Origin of the sequence: Promicromonospora sukumoe 327MFSha3.1, from assembly GCF_000385135.1 — a bacterium.
Lineage (GTDB): Bacteria > Actinomycetota > Actinomycetes > Actinomycetales > Cellulomonadaceae > Promicromonospora > Promicromonospora sukumoe_B.
In genome coordinates, this window is record NZ_ARQM01000018.1 from 184,727 (window position 1) to 205,465 (window position 20,739).

General features: G+C 73.7%; 17 protein-coding genes. 12 read left to right on the forward strand and 5 right to left on the reverse strand.

Going from position 1 to position 20,739, the window contains the following annotated elements; translation table 11 throughout:
• Positions 1–16: 16 nt before the first annotated feature.
• A complete protein-coding gene (locus H291_RS0127925) occupies positions 17–835 on the forward strand; it encodes a metal-dependent hydrolase (protein WP_232216191.1) in 819 nt (272 codons plus the stop codon).
• A 105-nt stretch (positions 836–940) separates the two neighbouring features.
• Here H291_RS0127925 and H291_RS34735 read toward each other — a convergent pair whose 3' ends face one another.
• A complete protein-coding gene (locus H291_RS34735; protein ID WP_020018337.1) occupies positions 941–2,686 on the reverse strand; it encodes a hypothetical protein in 1,746 nt (581 codons plus the stop codon).
• 283 nt (positions 2,687–2,969) lie between these two features.
• On the opposite strand from H291_RS34735, the gene H291_RS34365 reads away from it, so the two are divergent.
• The 4 genes from H291_RS34365 (at position 2,970) to H291_RS0127950 (ending at position 9,851) form a co-directional block, all read left to right on the forward strand.
• The gene (locus tag H291_RS34365; protein ID WP_198012607.1) at positions 2,970–4,193 is read left to right on the forward strand and encodes a hypothetical protein; all 1,224 of its coding nucleotides are present in this window, start codon (positions 2,970–2,972) and stop codon (positions 4,191–4,193) included.
• A 162-nt stretch (positions 4,194–4,355) separates the two neighbouring features.
• Entirely contained in the window at positions 4,356–6,725 is a 2,370-nt protein-coding gene (locus tag H291_RS0127940) for a serine/threonine-protein kinase (protein WP_157237402.1), read from the forward strand.
• A gap of 488 nt (positions 6,726–7,213) precedes the next feature.
• The gene (locus H291_RS33085; RefSeq protein WP_232216192.1) at positions 7,214–8,194 is read left to right on the forward strand and encodes a hypothetical protein; all 981 of its coding nucleotides are present in this window, start codon (positions 7,214–7,216) and stop codon (positions 8,192–8,194) included.
• A gap of 592 nt (positions 8,195–8,786) precedes the next feature.
• On the forward strand, positions 8,787–9,851 hold the full coding sequence (locus H291_RS0127950; RefSeq protein WP_232216193.1) for a serine protein kinase RIO: 1,065 nt from the start codon (positions 8,787–8,789) through the stop codon (positions 9,849–9,851).
• A 64-nt stretch (positions 9,852–9,915) separates the two neighbouring features.
• On the opposite strand, the gene H291_RS0127955 is transcribed toward H291_RS0127950, so the two are convergent.
• A complete protein-coding gene (locus tag H291_RS0127955) occupies positions 9,916–10,386 on the reverse strand; it encodes an Lrp/AsnC family transcriptional regulator (RefSeq protein WP_020018340.1) in 471 nt (156 codons plus the stop codon).
• Between the two features lie 59 nt (positions 10,387–10,445).
• Between H291_RS0127955 and H291_RS0127960 the strand changes: the two genes are divergently transcribed.
• The 4 genes from H291_RS0127960 (at position 10,446) to H291_RS34740 (ending at position 13,373) form a co-directional block, all read left to right on the forward strand.
• Positions 10,446–11,573: a trans-sulfuration enzyme family protein gene (locus H291_RS0127960; RefSeq protein ID WP_020018341.1), complete on the forward strand. Its 1,128-nt coding sequence runs from the start codon at positions 10,446–10,448 to the stop codon at positions 11,571–11,573.
• Positions 11,574–11,635: 62 nt separating this feature from the next.
• Positions 11,636–12,031 carry a hypothetical protein gene (locus tag H291_RS0127965; protein WP_157237403.1) on the forward strand — a complete coding sequence of 132 codons (396 nt, stop codon included), beginning with the start codon at positions 11,636–11,638 and terminating at the stop codon, positions 12,029–12,031.
• A 172-nt stretch (positions 12,032–12,203) separates the two neighbouring features.
• A complete protein-coding gene (locus tag H291_RS0127970) occupies positions 12,204–12,854 on the forward strand; it encodes an SRPBCC family protein (protein WP_020018343.1) in 651 nt (216 codons plus the stop codon).
• The gene (locus H291_RS34740) at positions 12,855–13,373 is read left to right on the forward strand and encodes an ArsR/SmtB family transcription factor (protein WP_020018344.1); all 519 of its coding nucleotides are present in this window, start codon (positions 12,855–12,857) and stop codon (positions 13,371–13,373) included.
• A gap of 144 nt (positions 13,374–13,517) precedes the next feature.
• Here the strand turns inward: H291_RS34740 and H291_RS0127980 are convergent, their stop codons facing one another.
• A complete protein-coding gene (locus tag H291_RS0127980; RefSeq protein WP_084468491.1) occupies positions 13,518–14,645 on the reverse strand; it encodes a glycerophosphodiester phosphodiesterase family protein in 1,128 nt (375 codons plus the stop codon).
• 278 nt (positions 14,646–14,923) lie between these two features.
• Here H291_RS0127980 and H291_RS0127985 point away from each other — a divergent pair, with 278 nt between their 5' ends.
• The gene (locus H291_RS0127985; protein WP_020018346.1) at positions 14,924–15,388 is read left to right on the forward strand and encodes an HtaA domain-containing protein; all 465 of its coding nucleotides are present in this window, start codon (positions 14,924–14,926) and stop codon (positions 15,386–15,388) included.
• A gap of 21 nt (positions 15,389–15,409) precedes the next feature.
• On the opposite strand, the gene H291_RS0127990 is transcribed toward H291_RS0127985, so the two are convergent.
• On the reverse strand, positions 15,410–16,396 hold the full coding sequence (locus H291_RS0127990; RefSeq protein WP_232216194.1) for an aldo/keto reductase: 987 nt from the start codon (positions 16,394–16,396) through the stop codon (positions 15,410–15,412).
• 52 nt (positions 16,397–16,448) lie between these two features.
• Here H291_RS0127990 and H291_RS0127995 point away from each other — a divergent pair, with 52 nt between their 5' ends.
• The gene (locus H291_RS0127995) at positions 16,449–16,808 is read left to right on the forward strand and encodes a MerR family transcriptional regulator (RefSeq protein WP_020018348.1); all 360 of its coding nucleotides are present in this window, start codon (positions 16,449–16,451) and stop codon (positions 16,806–16,808) included.
• A 135-nt stretch (positions 16,809–16,943) separates the two neighbouring features.
• Positions 16,944–19,487: a serine/threonine-protein kinase gene (locus H291_RS33090; RefSeq protein WP_026366208.1), complete on the forward strand. Its 2,544-nt coding sequence runs from the start codon at positions 16,944–16,946 to the stop codon at positions 19,485–19,487.
• A gap of 139 nt (positions 19,488–19,626) precedes the next feature.
• On the opposite strand, the gene H291_RS0128005 is transcribed toward H291_RS33090, so the two are convergent.
• Positions 19,627–20,619, reverse strand: coding sequence for an IS481 family transposase (locus H291_RS0128005; RefSeq protein WP_084468493.1), 993 nt, complete (start codon positions 20,617–20,619; stop codon positions 19,627–19,629).
• Positions 20,620–20,739: the final 120 nt, after the last annotated feature.

Here is a 20,739-nt window from a genome sequence, read left to right on the forward strand (position 1 = left end):
AGCGCACACCACCATGATGGGAGGCAACCACGCCGCGACGGGAGCCGCGGCCTGGGTAGCGGTCACCGCGTCGACGCCGATCGCCTTCGGCTGGTATCCGGTGACCGACACCGGCGTGATCGCGGGAGCGCTCGTCTGCGCCGGGGCCGCGCTCCTGCCGGACGCCGACCATCACTCGGGCACCATCGCGAACTCGCTCAAGCCGGTGTCGAACGGCGTGGTCAAGGTCATCGAGGCGGTCTCGGGCGGGCACCGCAAGGGCACGCACTCGATCCTCGGCATCGCCGTGTTCACGGCCATCGCCTGGGGGCTCAGCTTCCTGAGCATCGACACGGGCAACGAGCAGATCGGCTCGATCCTGATCGGCCCGGGCATCATGTGCGTGCTGCTGGTCGCGTTCGCCCTCAAGGCCCTCAAGATCACGCGCGACACCAAGCTGCTGCCGTGGACCACGTCGGTCACGCTGGCGGTGCTGATCGCGATCTTCGCGCCCGAGGAGTGGTTCTGGATGCCGTTCAGCGTGGCGCTGGGCTGCACCGTGCACATCCTCGGCGACATGATCACCACCAACGGCGTGCCGCTGCTGTGGCCGCTGAAGTTCCGCAGCCCCCGCTGGATGCGTGACGGGCGCGGCCTGGAGCTCGACATGATCTGGCGCTCCGGCGGCAACCTCTCGCTGCCGATCCTGGGCGACGCCGGGTCGGTCCGGGAGTGGATCTTCCTCATCCCCGTGTCGCTCTACGCGATCATCGGCATCGTGTGGGCCCTGCTCAACGAGATGGGCTACGACACCATGGCGGTGTGGAACCAGGTGCTCGCGCTCTTCCCGGGCTGAGCCCGCCGCGGGCCCGGCCCGCGCCCCGACGTCGACCGGCCCCAGCCCAGATCCTGGGCGGGGGCCGGTCCGTCGTTGCAGCTGTTCGGTCGCCGGGGCGACCGGTCAGAGACCGCCGGCCACGGCCGCGCCGGCGGCGAGCCAGGCGCGCCGCGTCTCGGGGCGCAGCGCGCCGTACCGCAGGTGGCCGTCGACCATGGCGGGGTCGAACGGGATGGTCACGACCTCGCGGGCCAGGGACCGGTAGCCGTCGGCCACCTTCTCCAGCTCGCCCGAGGACTCCTTCTGGTCGGCCTGGCTGACGACGACGACGGCCTGCTGCGCCAGGTAGGCCGACCGGCCGTCGCGGGTGCCGAGCGCCTCGAGCAGCAGGGCCCCGGCCTCGGCGTGGTCGTCGCGCGTGGTGGTCGCCACCACGAGCTGGTCCGTCAGGTCGATCATCCGCTGCCACATGGGGTCGGACTCGTCGTTGCCGGAGTCGATGAGGATCATCCGGTAGTACTTCGAGAGCACGGAGTGGATCGCGTCCACGTCCTGCGGCTCGATGCGCTGCTCGTTGGCCATGGCGATCGGCTTGGACCGCAGCACGTCGAACCGGTCGCGCGTCTGGTGGTGCACGTACCGCGCCAGGTCGGCCGCCTGGGCCGACGGCCCCAGCAGGCGGTCCGTCTGCGGCAGCAGGTCCAGCAGCGTCGACTCGTGCGGGCCCTGCTCGGTGCGCCAGCCCAGCGTCCCGCGGGTCTGGTTGTTGTCCCACGTCACCACGCCCGCGCCCCCGAACTGCGCGAACACCGCCGCGAGCAGCACCGTCGACGGCGTCTTGCCCGCGCCGCCCTTGCCGTTCACCATCGAGATCGTGCGCGGGCCGGGCCAGTGCTGGCTCACCGCGCGCTCGTCGGCGCGCTCGAGCCGTTCCGACTCGCTGGGCCCCACGCGGATGCCCATGCGGGTCAGCATCCCGCGGAAGCCCTGCGTGGCCGGGTCCTCGTCCTGCTGGTGCGTGAGGAACGACTGGCGCGCCTCGCGGCGGGAGCGCGGCGCGCTCGGCTCGCCCGCCGGCACGGGGGCCGACGCCGGGTCGGACAGACTTGCGTCCGGCCCGCCGTAGCCGGCGGTCGGCACGGCGTCCACGGGAGCCGACACGGGGCTCGCCACGCTGCCGGGGATCGCGGCCGGGATGCCGCCGTGGGCACCGTTCGACCCGTTGCCCGGGCCGTCCTGCGCCGCGTTCTCGCGGACCCAGTCGGCCACGCCCGCGTCGCCGTCGGCGTCCGCACCGCCGGACGGGACCGGGATGGTGGGCAGGTCGCCCTGGGCGGGCCCGCCCAGGGCGAGGTCCGACGGCGCCTGCGCGGCGTCCGGCAGCTCGGGGGTCCGCGGGGCGCGGCGCACCGTGTCCGTGTCGATCGGGTCGGCGGGCTCGGCGTCCCCGCCCGGGGCCAGGTCCGCGACCGGGACGCCCTCGAACGCGGGGGCCGGGATGGTTCCCGGCCCCGTGGTGGGCTCCTGCGGCGCGGCCGCCGGCGGTGTCGCCGCGGGCGGCGCGGCGGCTGGTGGCGCCTGCGGCGTCGGCGACGACGGCGGCGCGAGCTCGTCCTCCTCCGGTACCACGGTGCCGTCCGGGTGCACGATCAGGTTCCAGAGCCCCTCGGGGCCGGTCGCGGAGGCCCGCACCGGCCGGCCGATCTGGGCGGCGTTCTCCGTCACCCGCCGCAGGACCTCCACCCGTGCCTCCTCCAGGCTGCCGGTGGCGATCGGGTGGAACGTCCCGTCGATCGTCACCTCACCTGAGCCGTCCTCCCGGACGATCGCGTCGATCCGGGGCCAGCGGGGCACGGTGTCAGAGCTCATGCGTTTCCTCCGAAGTTCCTGGGTAGGCGGACGGCGCGGCGGGTTCGCCCCCGAAGCAAGGGTCGGACATGATCGGCCGGCTGGCCAGCCCAACGGGGCATTCACCCCACCTGGTAGGTTCTCGCGCAACCTGTCGCAACCAGGACAACGACCGAGGAGCCCTTGCGTGTCCGACGACCAGACCCGCCGTATTCCTGCGGCGGCCGACCCGACGCAGATCCAGCGACCGCCCGCTCGCCCGGGGCAGCCCGGCGCCCCGTCATCGTATGACGCGACGCAGCGGATGAGCTCCTTCGCACCGGGTGATGCTGCTGGACAGCGCGCCGCGGGAGGACAGGGCGGCTCCCCCGTCGACGAGCACACGCAGATCATGCCGCCCCCGCGGCAGGGCTCCGTGGTGGACGAGTCGACCCAGGTGATGCTGCCGACGCGCGGCGCGTCCCCGGTCGACGAGTCCACCCAGCTCCTCCCGCCGACGCGCGGCGGCTCGCCGATCGACGAGTCCACGCAGGTCATGCCGCCGCCGCGCGGCGCCTCCGGCGTCGACGAGTCGACCCAGCTCCTGCCGCCCGCCGGAGCGCAGCAGCGCGACTACCGGTCCGCGACGCCCCCGCCCGCGCGGCCGTACCGTCCCTACGAGACGGAGCAGCCGACGCAGGTGCAGTCACCGGCGGCCTTCCCGGGCGAGGCCGGGTACGGGCAGCAGGGGTACGGCCAGCAGGGTTATGGCCAGCAGCCCGGGTACCCGGGCCAGCCGGGCTACGGGCAGGGCCAGCAGGCGGGCTACCCGGGTCAGGGCCAGCCGGGGCAGCCGGGTCAGCCCGGTTACGGGCAGCAGCAGGGCTACGGCCAGCCGGCCGGGTACCCGCAGCAGGGCCAGCAGACCCCGCCCAACCCGTTCGAGCAGGGTTTCGGCCCGCAGTCGGGTCAGCCGACGCCGCCGCGGCGCACCCGCGAGGACGACTCGGGTGGGGGCGGCTCGATGGCGGGCGCCGTCCTGGCGTGGATCCCGCGGATCCTGCTCGCGCTCGGCGCCTACCAGCTCGTGCGGCTGATCCCCGGGTTCGACGTCATGCCCGACGTCGCGCAGTTCCCGCTGTTCCGTGGGATCGGCGACGGCGTGCTGGGCATGCTCAACCTCAACCCCGAGTGGTCGGACCAGGCCGCGAACCTGACGATCCCGGTGCTCGGCATCGCGCTGGCCGCGCTCTTCAACATGATCCGCTCGCTGAACACGTCGCTGGCGGTCTGGCCGCACGCCCTGGTGATCGTCGCGTGGATCGTGGTCTTCGCCGTCGGCGGCATCGTGGGCTTCGCCCAGGACGCGACCGAGAACGTGAAGCAGGACGTCCAGAACTCGGTGGACGAGAGCGTGGAGGACGCCAAGCAGGACGCCAAGGACGCCGTGCAGCAGGAGATCGACAAGGGCGTCGAGGACGCCAAGCAGAACGCGACCGACAGCGTCACCGACCAGCTCGAGGACGCGCTGCCCGGCGGGAACGGGTAGGGCACGGGCAGCGCGCCGGTAGGGCACGGGCAGGTCACGGGCGGCGAAAGGCCGGCCGGGCAAGGTCACGACCTGGGCACCGGGCCCCGGTGCGGCGCGTGACGCTGATAGCGTTTCTCACGTCCAACCGGTAGTCCCGGTGCGCTGCTGAGGAGACCCTGCTTGTCCGACGAGACCACCCCCATGACGGCCGCACGCCCTGCCGGACAGCCGGTCGGGGGTGGCGACCGGACCGCCGTCGTGCCGACGCCGTCCACGCGGCCGCTGCCGCCGACGGGGGTCGTGCCGCCGCCCACCGCGCCGACGCGGGTGGTCCAGCCCGCCGGGCCGTCGGAGGCCACGAACGTGGTGGCGCCCGCGCACGTCGCGGCGCACGGGGGCGCCGTCGGGCCCGGGGCTGGTGCCCCGGCCGGTAACGGGGCCGGGTACCCGGGTGGCTACCAGGGGGCGCCCACGGCGCCGCGGATTCCCGCGACGGGCGAGATGCTCGGCCCGTTCCAGCTCGGTGACTCGCTGGGCCACGGCGGGTTCGCCCACGTGTACCGGGCCACGGGCCAGGGCGGCGAGGTCGCGCTGAAGGTCCTGACCAACACCGAGTCCGGCTCGCTGGACCGGTTCATCGGCGAGGCCGCGCTGCTGGAACGCCTCGCCGGGCGGGGCTTCCCGCAGCTCGTCGCGGCCGGCCTGGGCGACCCCACCCCGTGGTTCGCCATGGAGCTGGTGCCGGGTCCCACGCTGTCCCAGCGCCTGGCCGCGAACGGCCCGCTGCCGGTGCACGAGGTGCTCCGCGTGGCCGACGACGTGCTCGACGCGCTCGCGGTGCTCCAGGAGGAGCACTTCCTGCACCGGGACGTGAAGCCGGCCAACATCATCGCCGCGCCCGACCGGTACGTGCTCATCGACCTGGGTATCGCCAAGGGCCACGGCACCACGACGTCGACGCACGCGGCGGGCACCATCTCGTACATGGCGCCCGAGCTGTTCGTGCGCAAGCCGCACGCCCGCTCCGACGTGTACAGCCTGGGCCTGCTGCTGATCTTCCTCGCCACGGGCGAGCTGCCGAACGACCTCAACTTCGCGGGCCGCGACCTCACGGCCGCCGACGTCGGTCCCGTGGACCAGCGGCTGCTGCCCCTGGTCCTGGCCATGACGCGGCACCGGCCCGAGGACCGTCCGCCGCTGCACAACCTGTCGCGCACCGTGGCCCAGCTCGCCACGGACAGCGCCCGGCTCGACCCCGCGCTGCTCGCCGCCGCGGGCGCCACCACGATCGAGCGCGGCCTGGTCACCGAGGTGCTCACGGGCAGCGCGGCGTCGGCCACCGTGGCGCCCACGAGCGTGCTCGCGAGCAACCCCGTGCAGCCGGGCGAGCCGATGACCAACCTGGTCTACGACCAGCAGCTCATGGGCCGCCTGCACCAGGTGCACGGCGACGGGTTCGACGGCGCGGCCGAGGAGGTCATCTCGACGTACCTGGCCGCCGTCGGGCCGCAGCGGGCCGGCGGGCGCGCGCCCGCCGCGATCAAGGACTACCTGTGGGCCGCGATGCGGTGGGCCCCGGCGTTCACGCCCGAGGGGTACTCCGACACGTTCGACGGCTGGGCCGCCTACCGGCAGCGCCACGGCCTGCCCCTGCCCGGCAGCCCGACGACGTCGGTGCCGCGCCGTCAGACGACCGGGACCGCCCAGCGGGTGACGTCCGCGCAGCGCATGGCGCCCGTCGCGCAGCAGCAGCAGCCGACGCAGGTCGCGCCGTCGTTCCGGCCGGGCGCGGCGGCCGCCGCGGCGTCGGCCCGGACCGCGCCCGCGCCCGCGCAGCAGCCCGGGACGACCGGCACGCAGCCGAACCAGCGGCCGCCATTCCAGCCGACGGGGCCGGGGCAGCCGGCGGGGCAGCCGGCGAGGCCCCAGCCGACCGGGCCGGTGCAGCCGCCGGTGCCGGCCGCCGCGGCGTCGCGGCGGGACGACGCTGACGCGCGCGACGCCCGGGACTCACGGAAGCGGGACTCGGACGGTGGCGGCGGCGCGCGAGCGCTGGCGACCGTCGCCGGCTGGATCCCGCGCGTGCTGCTCGCGATCGCGCTGTACCAGCTCGTGCGCCTGATCCCGGGCTTCGACGCGATGCCCAGCGCCGCCGAGCTGCCGTTCTTCGCCGCGCTCGGCGACATCGCCGTGGCCACGATGGGCCTGGACCCGGAGTGGGCGCCGCGCATGGCGGAGCTCTCCATCCCGCTGCTCGGCATCGTGGCGTCCGCGCTGGTCAACCTGGTGCGCGCGGTGCGCTCGCGCCGCGGCGGCCGCACCTGGCCGCTCTGGGTGGTCGTCGTGGTGTGGGTCATCGTCATCGCCGTGCAGGGCGTGGTCGGCTACGCGCAGCAGGTGACGCAGGACGCGCGCGACTCGTTCGAGCAGCAGCGCGAGCAGATCCAGGACGACCTGGAGCAGGGCGTCCAGGACACCACCGAGGACGTCCGGGACTCGCTCTGGCAGTCGCTCGAGGACGCGCTCCCCTGGAGCTCGGAGGAGAACTGACGCGGGGGGCGTGGCCCTCGGCAGTTTGCCCCGCGGGCTCGGCAGTTTGCACCGCGAACTCGGCAGCCCGGCCTGACCGTCGGCAGTTTGCACCGCAGACTCGGCAGTTTGCCCGGCGGACTCGGCAGTTTGCACCGCGAACTCGGCACTTGGCATCGAGATCGGCTCAGGCCTGGACCGATCTCGATGCCAAGTGCCGAGCACTCAGGAAACTGCCGAAGGTGCGGGTGCATGGAGCGCGCAACAGGGTGCCGACTCTGACCTGCTCACGGCCTCGGGCCTCGGGCCTCGGGCCAAGCACCACGCGCCACACGCCACACGCCACACGCCACACGAACAAGTCAGGACCGCGATCCGCCGCGCGGGAGCACCTCGGGACGGCGGCGGAACGGTTCGAGCACGACCACAGGCGGGGTCGACGCCGACTTGTGCACAGGACGTCCGGCACGCAGGCACCTGAGTGCTGCCCGCCCGGCACGCTCGTGCACATGAAAATGACCTCAACCCAGGACGGCGTCGCCGTCCCCGAAGTGCTCCTGGCACGCGAACAGGACAAGAACCAGCTGGCGCTCGCGAGCCGCCAAGGCTCGTTGACGCGTATCCGCCGGGGCGCCTACTGCATCCCGGACGCTATCCGTGCCGACGGCCCCTCCTCGGCGTCGCGCGAGAAGCGGAACCGGGAGCTCGCCCGCGCCCGGGCGCTGCACCGGCAGCTGCGATCGGAGGTGGTGTTCAGCCACACGACGGCGGCGCTGCTCCTGGGTTGCCCCGTCTGGACCGTGCCCGACCGCACGCACGTCTACCAGCGTTACCGCCCGTCGAGCCGCGCGGCGAAGGACGTCGTGCGACACGTGGGCACCGTTCCGGCCGACGACGTCGTCAGCGCGCACGGCCTTCCGGCGACGTCGCTCGCGCGCACCGTCGTCGACTGCGCCCTGGCACTCCACCCGCTGGAGGCTCTCGTCGTCGCCGACTTCGCGCTGGGCCAGGGCGTCGACCGTGCCGAGCTCCTGGCGAAACTCGATCACTGGGCCGAGCGGCGCGGCGTCCGGCGTGCCCGGCTGGTCGTCGAGCTGGCGGACGGCGGCTCGGACTCACCCTGGGAGACCTGGGTCCGCTACGAGATGCTGCGGACCGGCCTGCCCAGACCTGTCACCCAGATGCCCGTGTCGACCGACCGCGGCCTGTTCCACACCGACCTCGGCTACGAGCAGTGGAGCCTGGGCATCGAGTTCGACGGCCTGGTCAAGTACCGGCCGGACGGCGTCGGCGCAGGTCACGACCCTGCACGCGAGTTCATGAACGAGAAGAATCGCGCCGAGGCGATCCGCAGGGCGGGGATCACCGTGGAACGCGTCGCGGCGTCCGACCGCGGCGACGTCCCTGCGATGCTCGCCCGCCTCACCGCCCACCTGCCACCCGACGTGGTGCGGCAGGCACGCATCAACCCCTTGCTACCGCCGTCCTGACCAGGGCAGCTGGCCCGCAGACTCGGCAGCCGCACTGATCCTCGGCAGTTTGCCCAGCAGGCTCGGCAGTTTGCCCAGCAGGCTCGGCAGTTTGCCCCGCGGACTCGGCAGTTTGCCCGGCAGACTCGGCAGTTGGCATCGAGATCGGTCCAGGCCTGGACCGATCTCGATGCCAAGTGCCGAGCACTGAGGCAGAGTGCCGAGCGCCCCGGCAGTGTGCCGAGTGCCCCGGCACCGTGCCGAGCTCAGGCAGAGTGCCGAACGCCCCGGCAGAGTGCCGAACCCTCAGCCACAGTGCCGAGCCCCCCAGCACAGTGCCGAAACTGAGCCGCGGAAAAAACAGGTGCGCCCCGCACCCGCCGCGTGCAATGCTCCTCGCACGGTCATCGGGCCACCCCTCGAGGCGCTCGCTGACCGGCCAAGCCAGCAGGACAGATCAGCTCCGGCACGTGCGTTCGGGCACGGTGCGGACAGGAAGGAGGCAGTGATGGACGACGTCGTTCGCGCAGCTGCCTCCGCGGCAGCAGACGCCACTGTCACCAGGAGCACCCGGGCTTGATCCGGCGATGCTCCAGCATCAAGGAGCACCGACTTGCCCCGTTTTCCCGAATCACCTTCCGCCGCCCTCATCCACGCAGCAGGCAAGGGCAGCACGTCGTCCGGCGACCGGTCGGCCGCCACGGAACGCCGGTCCGCCCAGCGCGTGCGCGTCAGCCGCGAGGACCTGGAGGGCTACTACCCCACCTCCGACGACGCCGGCCGGCACACCGCCGCCGACGTCGTCAGGAACCAGCACGACCTGACCGACCCCACCCAGCCCGGTCCCGGGCAGCGCTGGTCCACCTGGCGCTCCGTCGCCAAGGGGCAGCGCGGACCCGAGCCGCTGCCCGACTGGGTGGTCACCCGGGACGCCGCGATCGACACCGAGCTCGGCATCCTCAAGACCGGGAAGGAGGCCGACGCGTTCCTCATCGAGCGCGCCGTCCCGGCCGGCGTGGACTCCACGCCGGACCTGACCCTCGACCAGGCGGCCACGCGCTGCCTGCTCGTGGCCAAGCGGTACCGCAGCCTGGAGCACGGGCAGTTCCACCGCGGTTCCGAGTACACCGAGGGCCGCACGGTGCGGCGCACCCGCGACCAGCGCGCCATGGAGGACCGCAAGTCCGCCTGGGGTCGCGCGGTGTCGGCCACCCAGTGGGCGGACGCCGAGTTCGTCGCCCTGCGCACGGTCTGGGAGGCGGGCGCGCCCGTGCCCTACCCCGTGCAGATCGACGGCACCGAGGTGCTCATGGAGTTCGTGGGCACCGAGGAGACGGACGACCTGGGCCGCACCCAGGCGATCGCCGCGCCGCGCCTGACCCGGGTGCGGCCGTCGGACGACCTGCTGGAGTCCTACTGGGAGCAGCTGACGCACGGCATGTCGGTGCTGGCCAGGCTGGGCTTCGCGCACGGCGACCTGTCGCCGTACAACATCCTGGCCGACGGCGAGCGGCTGGTCATCATCGACCTGCCGCAGGTGGTGGACCTGGCGGCCAACCCGTTCTCCAGCGACGTGCTGCTGCGCGACTGCCGCACCGTGTGCGACTGGTTCATCGCCCGCGGGCTCGACGTCGACGCGGACGCCCTGTTCGCCGACCTGCTCGCGCAGGCCTTCTGAACCCCACGCCCCGTGTCAGACGTACAGGTCACCAGAGGGATCTGTACGTCTGACACGTCGGGGGTCACTCCGCCGGGGTGACCGGGCCGCAGGTCCAGGACGAGAACACCAGGTCGGTCTGCACGCGCCCCACCTCGCCGCGGGCGGTGAAGTCGAGCACGAGCCGCTGCAGCTCGTCGGTGTCGGCGCAGGCCACGTTGATCAGGAAGTCGTCCGGCCCCGACACGTGGTGCACCGCGCGGGTCTGCGGCAGCCGGCGCACCCACTCGACGAACGGCCCCAGCAGGGGCCGGGAATGGGTGGTCAGCCGCACCATCAGCATGGCCTGCAGCCCCCGCCCGACGGCGGCCGGGTCGATCGCCGCGTGGTACCCGCGGATCACGCCCGCGTTCTGCAGCCGCTGGACGCGCGCCAGGCAGGTCGACGGCGCGACGCCGACCCGCTGCGCGAGCGTCTTGTTGGAGAGGCGTCCGTCGTTCTGCAGCTCGAGCAGCAGCGCCCGGTCCACCGAATCCAGGAGCACGTTCTGGGTCATGGGCCGAATATGTAGCACGTCCCGACGCCGTCCGACAGGACGAATGCCGATAGTCACCCATGAGCTTGCATTCCTGGACCACGCGCGCCGTCCACGCCGGCAAGGACGACCTCGCCGCCCTCGGGCTCCACGCCCCGCCCATCGACCTGTCCACCACCTACCCGTCGTACGACGTCGTCGGCGAGGCCACGCGCCTGGACGAGTTCGCCGAGGGGCACGACGACGGCGGCCCGCCGGTGTACGGGCGCGTCGCCAACCCGACGGTGCGCCGGTTCGAGAACGCCCTGGCCGAGCTCGAGGGTGCCGAGGCGGCCGTCGCGTTCTCGACCGGCATGGCGGCACTGTCGGCGTGCCTGCTGGCCCAGGTCGCGGCGGGCCGCCCGCACGTCGTCGGCGTCCGGCCGCTGTACGGCACGACGGACCACCTGCTCGACTCGGGGCTGCTCGGCACCTCGGTGACGTGGGCGTCGCCCGAGGACGCGGCGTCGGCCATCACGGCCCGGACCGGGCTCGTGGTGGTCGAGACGCCGGCCAACCCCACGCTGGACGAGGTGGACCTGCGGGCGCTGACCGACGCCTGCGCGCCGGTCCCGGTGCTGGTGGACAGCACCTTCGCCACACCGGTGCTGCAGCACCCGCTGGAGCAGGGGGCCGCGATGGTGCTGCACAGCGCCACGAAGTATCTGGGCGGGCACGGCGACGTCATGGGCGGCGTGGTCGCCTGTGGCGAGGACGTGGCCCGGTCGCTGCGGCAGATCCGGTTCGTCACGGGCGCGATGCTGCACCCGATGGCGGGGTACGAGCTGCTGCGCGGCCTGTCGACGCTCGCGGTGCGGGTGCACGGGGCGTCGGCCACGGCGGCGGAGCTGGCACGCCGGCTCGCCGACCACCCGGGGGTGACCCGGGTGCACTACCCGAGCATCGGCGGGGCCATGGTGTCGTTCGAGACGTCGGCCGACCCGGTGGCGCTCGTGTCCGCCGTCCGGCTGATCACCCCGGCGGTGAGCCTGGGCAGCGTGGACAGCCTCATCCAGCACCCCGCCTCGCTGACCCACCGGATCATGGACGAGGTGTCCCGCAAGGAGGCGGGCATCTCGCCGGACCTGGTGCGCCTGTCGGTGGGCCTGGAGGACGTCGAGGACCTCTGGGGCGACCTGGACCAGGCCCTGGCCCACGCCGCCCGCTGACTCCCGGGGCGGCGCCGCTCGACGCGGTGGTGGGGCGGTCGGCGTCCGCCTACCGTGAGGGCATGACGAGCACCCCGTACGACCACGAAGACCTGCTCGCGTTCCTCGTCGGCTACGGCGTCGCGCTCGGGTCGGGCGACCTCGACGCCCTCGCCGACGGCCTCGCCTACCCGTCGGTGATCGTGGGTGCGGAACGCTCGGTCATGCTGCCCGACGCCGAGGCCGCCCGGGCGGAGCTCGGCGGCATGCTCGCGGGCTACCGGGAGCAGGGGCTGGTCGCCGCCGTGCCGGAGATCAAGGCCGTCGAGCAGGTGGGCGACGCGCTGCTGTGGGTCGACGTGCGGTGGAGCTTCAAGGACGAGAACGCCTCGGAGGCGACGGCGGACCGGATCCGCTACCTGCTGCGCCGCGGCCGGGACACGTTCGAGCTGTGCGTGGTCGTGCCCGTCGTGGAGTGATCCCGGCGGGGCCGGCCCGGTCCCCGGCCTCCGGGCTGTGTCCGGAACCTGCTCCCCCATACCGACACTCGTGGCGCGACGCGCTTGGCACACTTTTTCTAACGAGCGTGCCTTGCGCGACACCCCCGTCGTGTGCGATAAATAAGTGCCCGCTTATACAAGGAGACAGATCATGACCAGCACGAGCACCATCGACCCGGTCGCGACCGCCGGCCTCATGACCCGCGAGGTCCGCGACGGCAGCCGGGACGGCACCCCGACCAAGATCGCGGTCGCGCGCCGCACGTACAGCGCCGACCAGGACGACCTGTGGAACGCACTGACGTCCGCCGAACGCCTCCCCCGCTGGTTCCTGCCCGTCAGCGGCGACCTCGCCGTGGGCGGCCGCTACCAGTTCGAGGGCCAGGCGGGCGGCCTCGTCGAGCGCTGCGACGCCCCGGAGAGCTTCGCCGTCACCTGGGAGTTCGGCGGCCAGGTCTCCTGGGTGCAGGTCTCCCTCAGCCCGGCCGACGACGGCACCACGCTCGAGCTGGTGCACGAGGCCGTCGTCGACCCCGACTTCTGGACCCAGTACGGCCCCGGCGCCGTCGGCGTGGGCTGGGACCTGTCCCTGGTGGGGCTCGGCCTGCACCTCGCCACGCGCTCCGACAACGACGCGACCGAGTTCGAGTCGTGGACCCTCTCCCCCGTCGGCGTCGAGTTCGTCAGGCTGGCGAGCACGGACTGGGCCGACGCCGCCATCGCCTCCGGGGAGGACGCCGACCGGGCCCGCGCCGCCGGCGAGCGCACCGTGGCGTTCTACACCACGCAGCCGGAGGCCTGAGTGCCCGCCGCCGCCCGGCGGCGCGGCAGCGGCCCGGGCTTCGGGGACCGGCCCGCCGACGGCGGCGGTGCGCTCGGCCGCGACGCGGCTGCCGACGGCGGCTCCCCCGGCGGTCGCGCGCGGGACGCGGCCCTGGACACCGCGCGCGCCGGGGTGTTCGAGGCGCTCGGCGACCCGGTCCGCCGTCGGCTGATGGAGCTGCTCGCCACCGGCGAGCAGCCCGCGGGCGCCCTGGTCGCCGCCCTGCAGGCCCGCGTGCGCATCACGCAGCCGGCGGTCTCGCAGCACCTGAAGGTGCTGCGCGAGGCCGGACTGGTGCGGGTGCGCGCCGAGGGCACGCGCCGCCTGTACGCCGTGGACGACACCGGGACCGCGGCCGCACAGGCCTGGCTCGCCCGGTTCGAGGACACCTTCGCCCAGCCGCTCGACGCCCTGGCGACGGAGCTGGCCCGCGGCCGCCGCGAGCGCCGCAGGGCAGCCCCAGGCCCGACGGCTGCCGCCGATGAGGCTGCGGGCTGAGCCCGGCTGGCTGAGCCCCGAGGTGAGTGGTCGGTAGAAGGTCAGGTGGTCGGCAACCCGGGTTGCCGACCACCTGACCTTCTACCGACCATCCTGCGGCGAGCGGGCCGCGCCCCCGCCGCGCCTCCGCCGGGCCCGGTCCGGTCAGTAGCGCTTGGGGAGCTTGAGGTGGCGCTCCTTCATGATCGTGCGGAGCAGGTCCGGGCGGTCGGTGATCAGGCCGTCGACGCCGATGTCCAGCAGCGACTCCATGGTGGCGCGGTCGTCGACGGTCCACGGGACGACGTCCATGCCGGCGCGGTGCGCGGCGCGGACGAGCTCGGGCGTGGTGAAGGGGACGTAGCCGGGGTCGGTCACGCCGCCGCCCTGCGGGTCGCCGTGCACGGGCGAGACGGCGTCGGCGCCGAACGAGGCGGCCGCGGCGACGAACTTCTGCTGGATCGAGCCCGGGAAGTCGTCGATGTCGAGGCCGCCGAGCCACGGCGACACGCCGTCGACGCCGACCTGGAGGAACTGCTGGCCGTTGGTCAGCGCCACCAGGCCGAAGCGCGGCTCGACCTCGCTCATCCGCATGAGCGAGCCCCAGTCGAAGCTCTGGATCGTCACCTGGTCGACCAGGCGAGCCTTGCGCACCTCGCGCGCGACGACCTGCACGAACTGCTCGCGCGGCGCCGTCTGCTCGGGGGCGCCGGCCTCGACCTTGGTCTCGATGTTGAGCATGACCTGGTGCGCGCGGTGGCGGTTGACCAGGGCCAGCACCTCCGACAGCAGCGGCATGCGCTCGCCCGGGTGCAGCTCCTGCCCGGGGAACTGAGGCTGGCGCAGCGAGCCGCAGTCGATGGTGCGCACCTGCGCGAGCGTGAGGTCCTTGATGTACGTCTTGTTCGGCACGTAGGGGAACTGCGGGTCGCCCGGGAACGCGGGCTCGGTGTCGACGCACTTGGCCGGGCTCGGGTCGCGGTCGTGCGTCACGACGGCATACCCGTCGCGCGTGATCTGCACGTCGAGCTCGAGCGTGCTGACGCCCAGCGCGAGCGCGTTGTCGAAGGCCGGAAGCGTGTTCTCCACGGTGAGCGCGATGCCGCCGCGGTGGGCCTGGAGGTCGAACGTGCGGTGGTGGCCGGCGGCCTTCGCGGCATCGGCGGCCGGGGCGGCACCGGCGGCGTCGGCGGCCAGGGCTGACGGCGCGGCGCCCAGCGCGAGCGCACCCGCGAGGGTCACGGCAAGGGCTGCGGTACGGGCGGCTGCGGCGCCGCGGGGGTTGGTCCTCATGCGCCCGAGCCTGGACGGGCCCGGTGGCCGGGGCAAGGCCCGCCGCCGTCGGCCCGGCGACGCGCCCGTGAACGCGCGGCGACCGGGACCCGGCCCCGACGGGCCCGGATGGACGCCGGGCGCACGGGACCTCCGGGGAAAGGTGTAGCCCTCCAGGTGGGTAACGCTGTGCTAGCAGTGCTCACTCAGCGTTACCTGCCCGGTGGAGTACACCTTTCCCCGGGTCGCCGGAGGGCGACGACGCCGTACGAATCCCCAGGTAGGAGTACCGTTCTCGCGTGGCTCATCTGGACTGGGAGATCAAGGCAAGCCTGCTGATGTACGTGATGGGGGCGCCGGGCGGCCGCATCGTGCAGGACGACGCCGTGGGCGGCACGGGCGCCTCGTTCCACTTCCCGCTCGACCCGGGACGCACGCCCGAGGTGTCCGCGGACTCCTCGTCGTTCGCGTTCACGGGCTCCGTGATCTTCATCGGGCACTTCGGCTCGTTCGTGGGCGAGGTCGCCGACATCGAGGTCGTCGCACCCGCCGACGGCGGCGCGGACTGGACCATGTCGATCCGGGATCGCGAGTCGGACGTGCGCACGGTCGCGTTCCGCCTGGCGGGCGCACCGGAGCGTTCGGCCGACGGCGCCCGCCTCACCTGGGCGCAGGTGGAGCTCACGGAGGACGGCGCCAAGCTCTGGGGCGGCAGCTACCCGGAGGCGACCCCCTTCGAACCGGTCTCGATCGACCTCTCCTGACCTCGCCCGGTCCCCCGCCCGTCAGGCGGTGGGCGGGGTGACGTCGACGGTCGTGAGCCGGGTCGCCTGGGCCTCGCTCAGGGGCAGCGACAGGGCGGCGACCGCCGTGTCGAGCTGGGCGGGCTTGCTGCCGCCCAGCATCGGGTGGATGCCGCGGGACGCGAGCCAGGCGAGCACCACCTGGCCGCGGGTCGCGCCCAGCTCGGCCGCGACGTCGTCGAGCACGGCCAGCCGCCGCGTGGTGCCCGGGTGGTCGAAGACCTCGGGGATCGGCTTGACCGGGTTGTCGTACGCGCCCGACAGCAGCGGCGTGTACGCCCAGACGTCCAGGCGCTCGACGGCGGCCAGGTCGACGAGCTCGTCGTCGAGCCAGCCGAACCGGTGGTTGCCGGTGAGCGTGCCGGGGCGCGGCTGGAGGTAGCTGTAGGCGTGCTGGACCACGCTGAACGGCTCCTTGTCCTGCCCGGCGGCGTGCCGGCGTGCCCGCTCGACGCGCCACGCCGGGTGGTTGGACGTGCCGATCCGGGCCGCGACGCCGTCGGACACGAGGGCCGCGCAGGCGTCGGCGGTCTCCTCGACGGGAACGGAGCGGTCCTCCATGTGCGCCCAGGCGAGGTCGACGTGGTCGGTGCCGAGGCGGCGCAGGCTGCCCGTGATCTGCTCGCGGATCGCGGCGGGCGCGAGGCCCGTGCGCGAGGCGGGCCAGTGCGCGGCGTCGCGCGGCTCGGCCCCGAACTTGGTGGAGAGCAGCACGCGGTCGCGCATGCCGGGGCGCGCGGCGAGCCAGCGGCCGAGCACCTCCTCGCTCTGGCCTCCGTAACCGGACTCGCTCGCCCAGAAGGCGTAGCAGTCGGCGGTGTCGATCCAGCGGCCGCCGGCGTCGACGAACCGGTCCAGGAGGTCGAACGCCGTGGCCTCGTCGACGGCGGTGCCGAACGTCATGGCGCCGAGCACGAGGCGCTCGGCGGGGGTGTGCTGTGTGGTGGTCATGGGATGTGCGGTGGTCATGGGAGCAGCGAAATCCCTGGAGCGCGCTCCAGGTCAAGGGGAGGATCTGAGGATGATCACGTATTCGCCCGCGCAGGCCGCCGAGGTCTCCGGCTTCAGCATCGACACGCTGCGGTACTACGAGCGCGAAGGCATCCTGCGGCCCATCGCGCGGACGTCGGGCGGGCACCGCACGTACACCGAGGACGACCTGGGCTGGCTCGACCTGGTGCACTGCCTGCGCGACACCGGTATGCCGATCGCGGACCTCAAGCGCTACGCCGAGCTGTCGCTCGACGAGGCGACGCTGGCCGCGCGCGTCGCGCTGCTGGAGGACCACGACCGGCGGGTGCAGGAGTCGATCGACACGCTCCGCGGCCAGCAGGAGCGCCTCCGGGAAAAGATCCGCTGGTACCGCGGTCAGGGCGTGTGAGTCGACCACAGCAGCTGCTGCCGGATCGGTGGCCGCCGCGGCAGCGACTGCTGTGGTCAACGGGTCGCGGACCGGGGTGAAGTCAGGGGTGGACTTTTCTCTGATCGGAGTCCGTCCGCTGGTAGGTTTTCCGGCATGACGTCACCAGCACCCGGCGTCGGCGAGGTCGCGCCAGCGGCCGTCGGCCCCGGTCCGGTCCCGTCAACCGATCCCGGGCCCGCAGCAGCCCCCACGCCGACCCCGGAGCTCCCGCCGGTCCCCGCACCGCCGGCCCCGGAACCGACCGCAGAACTCCCGCCGGTTCCCGCGCCGCCGACCGCCGAGGCCGACCAGGTCGACGCGGTTGACGCGGTTGACGCGGTTGAGCCTGAGCCGAGCGGCGACGACGAGCCGGGCGAGGCCGAGTCGGCCGGGGAGTCCGCGCCGGTCCCCGCGCTGCCCGCCGACGAGCCTGTCCCGGCGCCGCCGGCCGACGAGGTCGCGGAGGTTGTCGAGGTTGTCGAGCCCGAGCCGACGCCGGAGCCCGAACCCGTCGCCGAGCCAGCGCCCGCCCCCGCTCCCCGCGCCGCCGCCCTGCCGATGCGGCCTGTGCGGCGGATCCCCGCCAGCGGCGAGCGCCTGGGCCGGTTCACGCTGGCCGAGGCGCTGGGTCACGGCGGGTTCGCGCACGTCTACCAGGCACAGGCCGACGACGGCACCGAGGTCGCCCTCAAGGTCCTCACCGGGCTGCACGACGACGCCCGGGAGCGCTTCGCGCAGGAGGCGCACCTGCTGGAACGCCTGGACGGCCGGGGCTTCCCGCGGTTCGTCGAGGCCGGCCTGGACGCGACGCAGCCGTGGTTCGCGATGGAGCTCGTGCCCGGCACCACGCTGCGCGACCGGGTGCGCGAGGAGGGGCCGCTGTCCGGCCCCGAGGCGCTGCGCCTGGCCCGGCAGATCGTCGACGCGCTGCTCGTGCTGCAGGAGGAGCGCTGCCTGCACCGCGACCTCAAGCCGGCGAACATCATGGTCGACGGCGACCGCGCGGTGCTGATCGACCTGGGCATCGCCAAGGTCTTCGACGCCGCGACCTCCACGCAGCCCGCCGGGACCATGGCCTACATGGCGCCCGAGCTGTTCGGGCGCCGGGTGCACCCCCGGTCCGACGTGTACAGCCTGGGTCTGCTGCTCGTGTACGCGAGCACGGGCGAGCTGCCGCTGGACCTGAACTTCCTGGGCCGGGACCTGACGCCCGCCGACCTCGTGGAGGAGGAGCCGGCCGGCGTCGTCCCGGACGACGACCCCCTGCCCGAGCGTCCGGTCATCGACAAGCACCTGCAGTCCCTGGTGCTGGCCATGACCCGCTACCAGCCGAACCACCGGCCGCCGCTGGAGAACATCGCGAGCGTGGTGCGCGCCCGGATCGCCAGCACGACGCCGGACCCGACGCTGCTGCTCACCTCGCAGCTCGTCATCGACGGCGTGACCGCGGCCGAGGTCGCGGCTCTCCCCGCGACGGACATCCTGCCAGGCCGGGGCCACACCAAGCTGTTCCAGCGGGACGTCGACCGGGCGGACGAGATCACGCCCACGCGCGTCCCGGAGCCCTGGCACGCCCTCGTGTACGACCGGGCGCTGATGAGCGTGCTGACGGAGGTGCACGCGGACGGGTTCGACGGCGCCGCGGAGCAGGTCGTGGCGAACCACATCGCGGAGATCGGCGCGGAGGTGGCCGGCGGCCGGACCCCGGCCGAGATCAAGGACTGGATCTGGCAGGCGATGCGCTGGCGGGTCACCACCCCGCCCGACGGGCACGCCGACACGCTCCGCGGCTGGCGCACGTTCCGCAGCCCCGAGCCGGCTCCGGCGAGCAAGCGGGCGCCCGTCACCAGCCGGCCGCGGTCCGTGACCCCGGTCGGGTCGCCCGCGGCGGGTTCCGGCGCGGCACCCGCGTCGGCCGCGGCGACACAGGTGGTGCGCAGCCAGGTTCCGCCGCCGCAGTCGTACCAACCGCGCAAGAGCTCGGTCAAGCACCTCGGGCCCACCCCGAAGCAGGCCGGGCCCGCGGAGTCGGTGCGTGCGACCCGCCCGATGCCGACGCTGCCCGCCGGGCAGCCGCCACGACAGGCCGGCGGTGCCCGGGCCGGCACGCAGCCGGCGCGCACGTCCGGCACCCCGGCACCGCGCCGGCCCACGCAGACCCAGCGCCAGCCTGCCGCGCAGCCGACGCGGCAGCCCCAGCGCCAGCCCGGCACACCGGCCCAGCGCCAGCCCGGAACGCAGGCCGCGCCCCAGCCCGCCCGGCAGCCCGCCGGGAAGCGGTCCGCCGCCGCGCGGCCGCAGAGCGTGCAGCCGGGCCGCCCGCCGTCGGCCCAGCCGGGCACGCAGGCACGGCCCCCGGTGAACACTCCCGCGCCGCGCAAGCGGCCGCGCGCGCTGCGCGTGCTGGGTGCCCTGCTGCGCTGGGTGCCCCGGCTGCTGCTCCTGGCCGCCGGGTACGTGCTGCTCACCCAGGACGCGCAGGGCGGCGACCCGTTCCTCGCCGCGCCGGTCCTCGGGACGGCCGCGTTCGGGCTGGCGGTGCTGCTGCGCGTCGCCGGGCACCGGATGTGGATCTGGGTCTACGTGCTGTGCTCGGTGCTCATCGCCGCCGCCTCGGCGCTCATGTGGGCCGCCAGCACGGGTCAGCTCGTCCTCTGACACCACACCGGGCGCGGGGCAAGGCACATACAGCGGGGTGGGTAACGGAGAGGTAGCAGTGCTACCTCTCCGTTACCCACCCCGCTGCGCATGCCTTTCCCCGGCGACCAGCCGACCCAGCCGAGGTGGCCCGGCAGGCCTAGCTGTGATGTCCAGGGAGGTTGTTCAGTCGGGTGATGGGTGGTTGGTTGCCGATCGCTGAGTGGGCGCGGTGGTGGTTGTAGTAGTGCAGCCAGCCGGGTAGCTCGTCGCGGCGTTCGGTCTCCGAGGTGTAGCGGCGGGCGTAGGCCCAGCCGTCGGCCAGGGTGCGGTGGAAGCGTTCGATCTTGCCGTTGGTCTGGGGCCGGTAGGGGCGCGTGCGCTTGTGCTTGATACCGAGCTGAGCGCAGGCATCACGCCAGGCGTGGGACCGGTAGGCCGCCCCGTTGTCCGAGAGGACCCGCTGGACGCTCACGCCGTGTTCGGCCAGCCAGGCGGTCGCGCGGTGCAGGACGCCGACTGCGGTGTCGGCCTTCTCGTCGGTGTGGATCTCGGCGTAGGCGACCCGGGAGTGGTCGTCGATCACGGTGTGCAGGAACGCGGTCCCGGTGCGGGGCTTGTAGTCCGCGCCGCGGGGCAGGCCGGTGGTAGCGAGTTTGTTGGCTGCGCCCTGCTGGCGGCCGACGTAGCGGTGCCCGCCGCCGTCGGGGATGTTGCCGAACTTGGTCACGTCGACGTGGATCAACGAACCCGGGTACTCGTGTTCGTAGCGGCGGATCGGTTCGCCGGTGACCCGGTCGATCCGGGACAGGCGGTTGATCCTGGTCCGGACCAGGACGGCGTGCACGGTCGAGGCCGGCATACCCAGGCGCCCGGCGATCTGCGCCGGGCCCAGGCGGTGGCGCCACCGCAGGCCCACGATCTGCTTGACCACGGGTCGTGGGGTCCGGTGCGGGCTGCGGCGCGGGCGTGAGGACCGGTCGGTCATGCCCGCGGGCCCCTCGGTGCGGTAGCGGTGGGCCCACTTGCCGGCTGTGCGGGGCGAGACCATGAACATCTTCGCGGCGCTGGTGATGGTCCACCCGGACTCGACCACCAGACGCGCCAGGCGCAGACGTGCTCGCGGGGTCAGCAGGGCGTTAGCGTGGGTCACGAAGGCCTCCGGTAGGAAGTGGTTTCTCGACAACTCCACTCCACAACCGGAGGCCTTCCTCGGCCCCTAACTCCGACCGCGTGTCGCCCGAATCCAGAAACAACCTCCCTGGACATCACA